The sequence below is a fragment of the Thalassobaculum litoreum DSM 18839 genome (assembly GCF_900102465.1).
GTDB classification, from domain to species: domain Bacteria; phylum Pseudomonadota; class Alphaproteobacteria; order Thalassobaculales; family Thalassobaculaceae; genus Thalassobaculum; species Thalassobaculum litoreum.
On sequence record NZ_FNBW01000011.1, the window covers coordinates 183,658 to 195,000 of the forward strand.

The 11,343-nt window shown below is 62.6% G+C and carries 3 protein-coding genes (1 of these 3 only partly in view); all 3 read right to left on the reverse strand.

Features of this window, described 5'->3' with window-relative positions; all coding sequences use genetic code 11:
* Positions 1-253: 253 nt before the first annotated feature.
* Tightly spaced (each overlapping or abutting the next), the 3 genes in view from BLS34_RS18015 to BLS34_RS18025 form a layout consistent with a single transcriptional unit that may run on beyond the window.
* Positions 254-3,730 carry an AAA family ATPase gene (locus BLS34_RS18015; protein ID WP_093152530.1) on the reverse strand — a complete coding sequence of 1,159 codons (3,477 nt, stop codon included), beginning with the start codon at positions 3,728-3,730 and terminating at the stop codon, positions 254-256.
* Positions 3,727-5,073: a metallophosphoesterase family protein gene (locus tag BLS34_RS18020; RefSeq protein WP_093152533.1), complete on the reverse strand. Its 1,347-nt coding sequence runs from the start codon at positions 5,071-5,073 to the stop codon at positions 3,727-3,729. The genes BLS34_RS18015 and BLS34_RS18020 overlap by 4 nt, the downstream gene beginning before the upstream one ends.
* On the reverse strand, positions 5,073-11,343 hold the 3' portion of the coding sequence (locus tag BLS34_RS18025) for a DUF3320 domain-containing protein (protein ID WP_175474286.1). It continues 17 nt past the right edge of the window; the window shows 6,271 of its 6,288 coding nt (coding positions 18-6,288); its start codon lies off the right edge, out of view; the stop codon is at positions 5,073-5,075. The genes BLS34_RS18020 and BLS34_RS18025 overlap by 1 nt, the downstream gene beginning before the upstream one ends.

Below are 11,343 nucleotides of genomic sequence, written 5' to 3' on the forward strand. Positions count from 1 at the left end.
ATTCCCCTGGACTACATCAGACATCGTATGGACGGCCTGCGCCATTGCCAATGCCCGCTATCTTTCGACGTCCTGGCGCATCAAGGGCATTGTTCCAATGGCTGCAATGGGTCGGGCGCTCCAGTGACGTCTAACGACCGCAATGGGGCAATCAGTCCAGTCTCCTGGGATAGAGGTCAATTCGCTTAGCTCTCTTTCTTGCTACCTGAGGCCCGTGCACAAATTCATCGTGAACCGATCGCGCAGTCTCACACTAAGCAGCATTAAGCTGGACAACCGCATGCCTACCGCCGATCGCTCGGTCTGCGATCTCAAGCACATGGGCATGGTGGGTCAGCACGATCACCTGGGCCTCTTCGGCCAGGTCCGCGAGAGCCAGCAGTATGGCTCCGGTCCGTTCCTCGTCGGATGAACTGAGGATGTCGTCCAGGATCAGCGGCGGCGCCGGGCGGCCTCTGGCAATCTCCAGATATCCCGCCATGCGCAGTGCCAGGAAGAGTTGATGTGCTGTCCCCTCCGACATCTCTTGAACCTCTTTGACGCCACCGCTCTCTTTGCGTGCGACGAGTTCGTCTCCGTTGTTGCCGGGTTGCGTGATCAGCTCGGGATACCGGTCGTCCGTCATTCGAGCGAAGAACCGGCTGGCGGCCTTCAACATCGGCGCCTTATTCGCCTGACGGTAGCGAGTGAGCGCCCAGTTCAAGGCTTTCTCACCGGCGCGCAGGACCATATAGGCCTGGGCGAACTCGATCAGATCGGCCTTGAGGGTCTCGCGCTCCTGCAGGAGCCTGGCGATCCGGTCGGAGCCTGACATGGCCAAGAGTTCGTTCGCGGCGATCGCCGCGGCCTGGCTCGCTTCGTCGCGCGCATCAATCGCCTTCCTGCGGTCTGCCTCCAGGTCCGTCAGACGGGCCTTCAGGTTTTCCTCATCGCTGTCGTCGAGCTTCTCAAGAGCCTCATCGACGGACGTGAAAGAGAGCGCCTCCATCATGTCGCGCTCGAAGCCAGCGAGCGCGCTCAGATGCGCCTGGCGCTTCACGCCGGTCTCGATGACGGACCTCAGCTCCGAAAACTCCGTTTTTCCGAATTTTTTGACCAGATCGGCGACTTTTGCCCGTGTCTGGCCGACATCCGAGGTGAAACCCTCGATCTGCTCCTCCAGCTCGCGGATCGCCTCCTGGAATTCTGTCTCCGCATTATCGCGACGACGCGCCTCTCCAAGACGTGCACTCAGGCGGTCGACGATCATCACGAAGTCGGTGTCATGGTCGTCCGCATGCGTTGCGGTCAGGTTCGCTGTCTCCAGAAACGCCGCGACCTTCGCCTGGGCTGCTTGGGTATCCTGGCGCATGCGAACTAGGCGATGGTTGGCAGTCTGCAGGTTGGCGCGTGCCTCGGTGAGCTCGGGCAGCCTGTTTAGGATCGCGGATACCTGGGCCGGCTCTGAGGTTGCCGGGATCCAGGTCTGTAAGAGCGTATCGCGGAACGCCTTGTCCCAGTCCGCGGTCTCGGCCTCGATCTTGGCGATGCGCTCGCGCCGCCGTTTCAGATTCTGCTCGGCCTCGTCTCTTCGCTTGCGAGCCGACGCCCTGGTGCGAAGCGCTTCATCCAGATCTTCAAGACGGCTTGCCGCGAGGTTCAGCAGGACCTGAAGTCTGGCATCCGCTGCAGGCGGGGTACCCATCTGTGATAGCATCGCAGCGATCCCGGCCGCCTGCTCTTCGCCGGCCGCGGTAACCTCGGCTGCTCTCCAGTTGCCCTCGGCGAGATCGATCAGGAGCGATCGGATCTCCTCACGCGCCACCATCAGATGGCGAAGACCCTCGATACCGCTCGCAGTGATACCGGCCGGGATGAGGGAGGCGACTTTTCTGGCAAGGTCATCGGCCTTGGCTATTGCGTCATTCAGCTCCTCCTGCGCTCGCGCGGCCGCGGACATCTCGCGGGCCCGGTTCCGCTCGGCGATGGACAGCTCACCCAAGCGTGCCGCTTCGCGCACACGCTCTGTGAAGATCCGATCGGTCTTAACGACCGCCTCCTCGATACCCGCTCTCAGGATTTCCGCCTTATCGGCGGCGATCGACCCGCGGATCGAGGCGACCAGCTCGTCACGAGCCCCGACAGCGGATTGGAGAACCTTGTCAGACAGCGCGGAGATATCGCCGAGTGACTTCAGCGCATCCTCAGCCCCTGCGACCGCCTCACGGCGTTGATCGAGCGTCGAGGTCAAACGGATCACTTCCGCGGCCGCGTGTGCAATCTCCGCTTCCAGCGCGTCGACGTCACTCCTGGCTGGAAGGTCCAAGTCGCGCAGACGGTCTGCCTCGTCGCGATCGAGACCGAAGGGTGCGACCAGTTTGTCGATCTGGGTTCCTATCCGCGCAATCTCGGCTGCGATCTGGAGGTGTTCTGATACCAGATCGCGCCGGCCTGCTGCTTTGAGGGCGGCACGAAGCGGCTCTGGATCGACCGGATCGCCCATGCCATCGAGCTGCGTCTGGGCCTCTGAGAGGGCGTCTGCAGCACTCTCAACTTCATCTTTGGCCGTCCGTAACGCGGATCGAAGTTCGGCCTGTCGGCTCAGCAGGTCAGCAAGCCGGCTCGATACCTTCGCCGGCAGGGCCAGGTCGGCCGCATCGGCAATATCCTCCAGATCGAGATCGGACAGGACCCTGGCAATGCGCTGCGATGCCTCCATGGCCTCGGCCTCTCGGGCTGGAACATCACGGCGCTGCGCGCGGATCGTCGCCGAGGTCTCCACCAGATCCTCGATCGCCTCACGATGCTCGGAGATCGGGTCTGCGTGCGGGATCTCCTGCAACCGTGCTTCAAGGCCGGTCTTCTTGACCCTCGCATCCTCGAGCCTGGTCTCAAAGGCCGCAAGTTCGCGGATTACAGTCTCAACGCGCTCCCGATCCTCCGCGGTGGCCGTCGGCCCCTCACCGATCTCCTCCAAGGCGTTCAGTTCACGAAGACGGTCCCGATAGGGTCTGAACGCCACGATACGCGCGGTGACATTGGCGATGTCGGCGCTGACCGTCGTGTAGGAGTGCTTTGCCTCCTCGAAAGCCCTGTTCAGCCGATCGACCTCCCGTCGCTTGGTGTCGTAGGCGCTCTGTGTCGTCTGGAGCTGGCGGACGTCATGGTCGATCTGCCGGATCCGGGCGATCAGGTCGCCGGCGGCCGAGCCTCCCTTCGCGCGCCAGATCTCTGTGGCACGTGTATCGAGTGCCGCGAGCTTCTTTGGGACGTCCTGCATGCCGGATACCCCGGCGAAGAGTAGAGCGCCGAGGTCACCCTTGCCCTTGACGATCGCATTGCCGCCGGCCTCGAGCTGCTCCCGGCTCACCGAGAAGCTCTGTTCGAAACGCTCACGGTCGAACCCGGCGATGACGCCCGCCAGGGGGTCGGGCGAGACCGCCCTGTCCTCGGCGTCGACGAGGTCATCCTTGTTCTTCTTCAGACGGTAAAGCTCGATCGGCTTTCCGGCGATCTCCACGCGCGCCCCGACCCTCAACATGGTCTTCGAGGCGAAGTTCATCTTCGAGCGCGCAGGCACCCGGAACAGAAGGTCGGAGATGGCTTCCCGGATCGTCGACTTGCCTGCCTCGTTCGGGCCATACACCAACTGTAGGTCGCACTGTTTTTCCGGTTTTCCGGATTTTCGGAATTCCAGCTTCCGATCGTCGAAGTGGCCGTAACGGACGAGATCCAAAGTCTCGAACCTCATCGTATCTCTCCGTGACCGTTCTCCGCGACATCCTCCAGCAGAGTGGAGGCCGCCTCGCCCGCCACGGTGGCAAACCAATCGGAGACATCTCCGGAGGTCTCAGGATTGAGATCGGTGATAGCGTTCAGCAGGCCGGGATCGTTTCTGATGTCGGCGGGCAGCTTTGCAAGCAGGCCTTCGAAGTCCTTCGATACTGCCGATACCAGATCCACATCCCCCGCCGCCTCGCTCGCCACAAGCTGCAGGAGATCGGCGAGCGTCTCATCGTTCAGTGAGCTCTCGACATCTGTCGCCGGGATATCGCCACCCCTGCTGTCCATCGCGCTCCTAACAACAGAGATCTTCTCGATGGCGACGCGGTCGCTGCGGGCGGCAATGTTCGTCTGTACCAGATCGAGCAGCTCATCCTGGAACCGACGCAGGCCCGACGACAGACGGGCGGGTGCTGTGATCTCCAGGCGCACGATCGTATGGGCGTCTCTTCTCGCCGCCGATGCCGAGGCGCTGACCGCCTCCTGCGCCATGCGGCCCACATCGCTCCTGACATCGTCTAGGGTCTCTGCCGCCATCATGTCGATCGCGACACGCTCGAGCACGACGGGGGATGTATCGAACCATTCTATCGTGATCTTACCGTTATCGACGGTGCCAAGGACCGCCTGGCCGGGCCCCGTCTCGCCCATATCACGGCCCTGAGGGATGCCCGGGTAGATAATCCAGGGCTTTCCCTGATCGGCCTTTTGAACGACGTCGATCTTATGGACGTGACCGAGCGCCCAATAATCGTAGCCCTTGTCGGTCAATTTCGCCGCCGTCGTCGGCGCATAGTCCCCGTGTGCGGCATATCCTCCAAGCGAGGTATGCAGCATGGCGATGTTGACCCAGCCGGAGATGGGATCCGGATAGTCCGGGCTCATATCGTCGGGGACCTTGGCATCCTTGAACGATGCCCCGTGAACGGCGACCTGGTGTTCATCGAAGCGCACCGTGTCCGGTTTCGACTTGAAGACGGTCAACAGGTCCGTGTCCGGAAAGGGCGGTTTAACCACGCTCTCAGCATCGTGGTTTCCATAGATGACGAGCGTGTGCACACCCGCCTCGGACAACCTCCGGATACTGTCGGCGAGGTATAGGCCGGTGCTCATCTCGCGGGTCGATCCGTCATAGAGATCGCCGGCGATCAGAAGGGCGTCGACCTTTTCCTCGATCGCCTTGTCTATGATCCGCTCGAAGGCGGTGCGTGTGGCCACCCCGATCGTTTCTGCCAGATCGGCATTGCGCCGCCGCAGCGCCTTCAGCGGGCTGTCCAGATGCAGGTCGGCGGTGTGGATGAACCGGAACATCAGTCTTCCAGTCTTTCAGCGCTGCCGCTTAAGGCGGCCTGCAGCGCCAACTCGAGCTTTGCCCGCGTCCCGGCCGTTACCCTCTGCAGCCCGATTTCCCGGGCCATTCGATCCACGGCGTCGGATCCGGCCAGGCCGGCCGGCAGACTGCGCGCCAGGCCCGTCAGCTCCTGGATCGGGATGTCGGGGACGAGCCTGCGATCGTCTTCGCTCTCAGGCGCGCGGAAGGCAATGAGGTCCGGCACCGAACCTGCCGGCCACAGGAACTCAACCTCCCCTTTCTCATCCGCATCGCGCGTCGTCGGCAGGTCGGGCATGCAGGACTCGATGAAATCGCGCACATTCTTTCCGGCCCGCGCCAGGCCGAAGGCCTTACCCACCCTGGAGATCACATCCAGTCTGGCAACCGGCCCCTCGGCTTCCACGATGTCGGTCAGGATCTGGCGTACCCTCGGTCTAACCGCATCACTCCGGAAGGCCTTTATCTCCGCCTCCGTCACCGCAAACCTGGCAGCGACATCGACGATCTTGCGATAGCGCGCATTTCCCGATGCTCCTGTGAGCATCCGCCTTTCGGGCGGGGTTCGCGATGCGGACTGCCCCTCTCTTGCGGCGTCAGCAATCCGATCTATCGGGTGGTGCTCAGTGTCGCGGCCGCCTTCGTTGTCATGGGGGGTGCTTTCGTCTCGACCATCCCCGGATCGCAGCCGTTGAAGGACCTCCTCCCGCCTCCTTTCCTGCTCTTCTGCCCGCATACGCGCTTCGGCGACCCGCTTGCGGTCGAGCTCGAGCGTCTCTTTAAGCCGTGCGTCGAGCCGCTCCAGGGCATCCCGACGGTCGATCCACCAGTCGGTGGACCAGATTCGCAGGATCTCCCATCCCAAGCTCCTGAGCACCCCCTCGCGCAATTTGTCGCGATCGCGCGCCGTCCTGCTGGAATGGTATGTCGCTCCATCGGCCTCAACGCCTGCCAGGAAGCGCCCGGGCTCATCTGGATGTACCACCCCCAGATCGATCCGGTAGCCTCCCACCCCGATCTGCGGGATGACCCGCCATCCCCGCGATGCCAGGGCTTCGGCGACGGCCGCCTCGAACGGGCTGTCATGGCCGCCCATTGAGCCCGTGTTGATCTCAGCCAAAGCCTTCGGGCCGCGTTCGGCGTAATCCAGGAAATCCTTCAGGTCGTGCACGCCGATCGACGATGTCCGGCTCAAGTCGAAGTCACCGGCCGTGATGGAACTGAAGACCAGCAGCTCCTTACGTGCTCGGGTGATGGCGACGTTTAGGCGCCGCTCTCCGCCCTGTCTGTTCAACGGTCCGAAGTTCATGGACAGGCGCCCGGAACGGTCCGGCCCATAGGTGATCGAGAAGAACATCACGTCGCGCTCGTCACCCTGAACGCTCTCCAGGTTCTTCACCATCACCGGCTCAGCCCGCTCGATGGAGAAGAACTGCTCGATTTCCGGGTTTTTCCGGATTTCCTCGTCGAGAAGGTCGTTGATGAGGCTCTGCTGTTCGGCATTGAAGGTGACGACACCGAAGCTGTCCTGTTCGGCCGGCGGAATGTGCGCCTGTGCCGCCATGCGGGAGATCAACTCAGCGACGAGAGCCCGGGCCTCCGACGGATTGCTTCTGGAGCCGCCCTTGCCGCGCTCGTATACGCCCTGCTCCACCTTGTGGAGATGGACCGCCTTGTCGTCCGTGTTCGGCGAGGGAAAGGTGACCAGACGGTTGTCGTAGTAGGCGCCGTTGGAGAAGGCGATCAGGCTTTCCGAACGGCTACGATAGTGCCAGGTGAGCTTCAGCTCTGGAACATTGGAGGCCTTGGCCTCATCGAGAATGCTCTCCAGATCCTCGTCGATGGCCTCATCGCTCGGTCCGTCGTCTTCGTCAGCCCGCTGGAAGAAGCTGGTTGGGGGCAGCTGCTTGGGATCCCCGACGATGATCGCCTGCTTTGCACGCGCCAGCGCTCCGATCGCATCCCAGACCGTCACCTGACTGCCTTCGTCGACAATAGCCACATCGAACAGATCGTCATTGGCCGCCAGGTACTGGGCGACAGACAGCGGGGACATGAGCAGGCATGGCGTCAGCTCAAGAAGGGCCGACGGCATGTTGGAGATGAGCTGGCGCAGCGGCATATGATTGCGCTTCTTGGACAGTTCCTTCTGGAGGACCGCGAACTCCGAACCGCGGGCCGCCTCTCCCCGCTTCGGTGTTTTGGAGGCGATCTTGGCCCGCAGGTACTGGCGCGTCAGGACCTGGAACCTGTCGTCCAACTCGCGGAACCGCTGGATCGTATGCTCGTGTCTTGAGGCAGCGAAGCTCCTCAGTACGTCGTCGCGATCGACAAGGCCTGCCAGCCACCACCGCGCATAGCCGAGCTCCACGGTCTCTGCGATACGATCGATTGCGACATCCCCACGCTCCACGCCCGCGAGAACAGGCCCGAGACCCAGAGCCTCGCCGGCGATGCGGTCTTTTCGCCAGTTACACCAACGACTGATCTTCGCCTCGTTCTCAACGATCACCTCCGCATCGCGCCGAAGGCCTTCCAGCCAACCCTCCTCATCGTGTGCCGCGCCGTGACCGTCAGGGTCGCGGTCCAACCTGCCGGTGGTCACATGTTCGAACTCGTCAAGGGCAGCGGTGAGGCCGGCGAAAGCGTCACGCAGGTCCAGCGCCGCCGATCCGACGGGCCCCGTATCCAGGATCATCTCCTGGGCGGTGGTCAGAAGCGGCGTCAACGCCGCCTGGATCGGTGGGATACGATCGATGCTCGCGGCAATCGAGGACACCGCGTTGCGCAGGGCCTGCAGACGATCGATTGCCGCCTCGAGCCGATCGGGTTCGGTGTCGACACCCTTGGAGATTCGACCAAGGCCCCTGATGAGGGGTTCATGATCCCGCTCGATCGTCCGGCGCAGCTCCGACATCTCGGCGAGGAGGGGTAGATCGTCGAAAATCGCCGATTTTTCGATTTTTCCGGTGATCGTCTCGACCCGCATGGCTTTGGCGACCGGCGACAAAGCGAAAGCCGAGCGCGGCCACCAGGTTGCGCGCGCTTCATCGGCCCGATTGCGCAAAGTGTTGAGGCTGAGGCGCTTCTCGGCCCCCTCCTTGTAGGAGGCGCGCAGGGCGGAGCGCTGACGCGCGTACTGCTTCAAGGCGGCGCCGATGGCCGCGCGCTCGGCCACTAGCGTGTTTAATGCTGATGAGAACACGATATCGCAGGGCATCCCCTGGACGCCGAGGATCGCTTCGGCAAGGGCCGAGAGCCCACGCTCCCAGTAGTCTCGCCGGCGTGGTCTGCCGGCCAGCGCTTCCTTCAGCCCGGCCGCCTGAAGGAAGCTGTCTTCCGCTTGCAGGCACCGCTCGATCGCCGCGATTGCCTTCTGGGATCTCTCGATCACGTCCTGCTGAAAGCTCGGTGTCCATTCCGGCTTTGCGATCGCCTCGAAAACGGTGCCTGTGAGGCCTCTGACGTCTTTTCCGGAGACCTGCAGGTTCTCGGCAATTCTCTGGATCGAGGCATAGCCGTCGGCATCATGAATATCGATCGACGGCCAGGTGAGTTTCGGGGCGTCGACACCGTCGCCTGCGACGACAATCGAGAGAGCTTGAAAGGCCGACCAGCAATTCCTGTGTCGCCGGTGGAGGGCTCCGACGAAACCGTTCAGCTCGGCACGAAGTTTCCCCAGGCGGTCGGCCTCGCGCAGCCATTCCTCTTCGCTCAGATCCCCGCTTGCCTCCCAGGCCCGCTCCAGCTGGTTCAGCACATCGAGCTTTCGCGCCTTGTTGGAATGCACCTCCAGGCAGAAATCTCCGAGCCCCTCCTCCTGCAGGCGCCGATAGACGACCTCCAAGGCGGCTGTCTTTTCGGCAAAGAAGAGGACCCGCTTCCCCTCCCCCAGGAACTGGGCGATGAGGTTGGTGATCGTCTGGCTCTTGCCGGTACCCGGAGGGCCGATCAGGACGAAGTCCTTGCCCTGAGAGCCGGCGGCGACTGCGCTGAGCTGGCTGGAATCCGCTGGCTTGACCAGGAAGAGGTCCTTCGGCGCGTAGCGGGTGTCTAAATCCTGAAAATCGGAGAAATCGACCGCTTCGGCATAGCTCTCCCGCGGCGTGTCGATCAGATGACGCACCAGAGGGTTCTCCCGCAGATCGTCCTGGCGATCCTGCAGGTCCTTCCACATGAGGTATTTCGCGAAGGAGAACGTGGAGAGTACGACCTTGTCAGCCTCGACCTCGAAGCTGGGGACATCCTTTACAGCCTGGCGCATGATCGTGAAGATCTTCGCAAGATCGATCCCGCTTCCGTCGAGCGGAAGGTCGCCTGCCAGTTCCGGGACCCTGATGTCGAAATCCGCCTCAAGCATCTGCAGGAGCGTCGCGTTGAACCGGGATTCGTCGTCGTGCTGACGGATCCGGATCGGAGATTTCACCGACTTGCGCTCGATCGAGACTGGGATCATGACCAGCGGCGCGCGGTAGCTGCGCGTGTCGGTCTCCGATTTCTTCCAGCGCAGCATGCCGGCCGCCAGGTAAAGGGTGTTCGCCCCTCCCTCCTGCAGATCGCTTCGAGATTTGCGGAAGAGATCGATCAGGCGCCCTTCGGCGTCCTTCTTTTCGATGTCGGTGTAGAGAATGCCGGTGGAGAGACCTTCGCGGACCGCGGCATCGACAACCGGCTCGCCGAGGTGCCGGCGGACGATGTCCTCATCGCGTCTGCCGTCCTCTCCTTCGCGGGTCCCGAGACCAAGATCCGGTAGCTCCCTGATCGTGAAGAGCCTGCCGTCGGCCAGGTGGTCCTCGAGCTCGCCGACATCCCGGCACAGGATCGGCACAGAGCCCTTTCCCGCACTCCAGTTCAGCATCTTGTTGCGCAGCGTGAGGTCCAGCAGCCGGCGCTTCCATCGCTCCACACGTGTGTGCGGGGTCTCATCGGCGGGTGCTTCTTCGCTGCGGTCGAAATCCGGCAAGGGCGGCGGCGGCTCGATTGCCACACTCACGGAAACCCGGATTTCCGGATTTCCGGAATTATCTGGCGATGACTGACTGAAGGACGGCAGCGGGGTGTAGCCGTGAGCGCGTGCCCGGGCGACGTCGATCACCCGGAAATACGGATCTTCCTCATCCAGGCCGCGGAGCGCCTTCTTGGCGTGCTCGATCGCCCGACTAAAGGGGGCCGGCGGATGCTGGACGGCGAGGGTTGTCTCGAATACGAGCACCTCGTCCAGGTCGACGCGCTTGCGCAGATCCACCACGTCCTCGCCCACCACCATGGCGAACTTCTGGGGTACGAGCCACACGCCGACGAATGCGTGCCCCTGAACCAGGATCGGCAGCGGGTGCAGGCCCATACTCTCAAGGACGGAGGCGAACAGGACCACGCTGTCGAGGCAGGTGGCGAGCCCGCTCTCCAGCATATCGGCCGGCTTGCGGATCTTCTGGCCCTCTGTCTCGAAGGAGGTCGGCGGCAGCGCGTAATCGAGCCCGAGCTTTCCGACGGCCACCCACAGGGCGTTGACCATGCTCCAGACAGCTTTGCGCTTGCCGGATGTATAGCCGTTAAGAATGATATCTTCAGAGCCCGCGGGCGCGGTTTTCAGGACCTCGGCGGTTGCCTTCAGCAGGCGCTCACATCCCGGATCGCTCGGCTGCACGAACGAGGCGAGCAGCTCCGGCATGGATCCGGCCCCACCCCATTCGTTCTTGGCAAGCACGCGGACTGGATGCCGCTCCTGCCAAATCTGTATTCTTGGTTTGCCAGTTGGCTGATGCCCGGTTGGCTGATCCCCATTTGGCCGATCATCAGCTGACGGGTCCCCATCTGCCGGCCTGAACGCCCGAACGGTCACCGTGGCGTTCAGGGCCTCGGTCAGACCGAACAGGAAACCCCCATCGAGCTTCAGTTCGCGGTCGCGGATCGCAAGATCGGTTCCGGCTGCAATCCGGTCGATGCGCCATGACCGGGGCTCTAGGAAGGGCGGATCGGCAGAAATTTCAATATCGATGGTATCGAGGTCGCCGATATCCGGGTTGGCCAGTTGCGCGCCGGACCGTTCTAACAGGTCGCCTTGACCGAATGCAGCGGATCCAGTGTCGGTATCGTCTTCAGGCAGACGGTTCCTGACCACTAGGTCGCGCAGGATAGGAATGCTGGCCTGCTGGGTGGCGAAGGTTACCTTGTGAGCGATTTCCGCTGAGACAGAAAATCCGACAGTTGGGTCGGATACGGGATGTTGTGTGGTGTCCATTTTCTGAAGA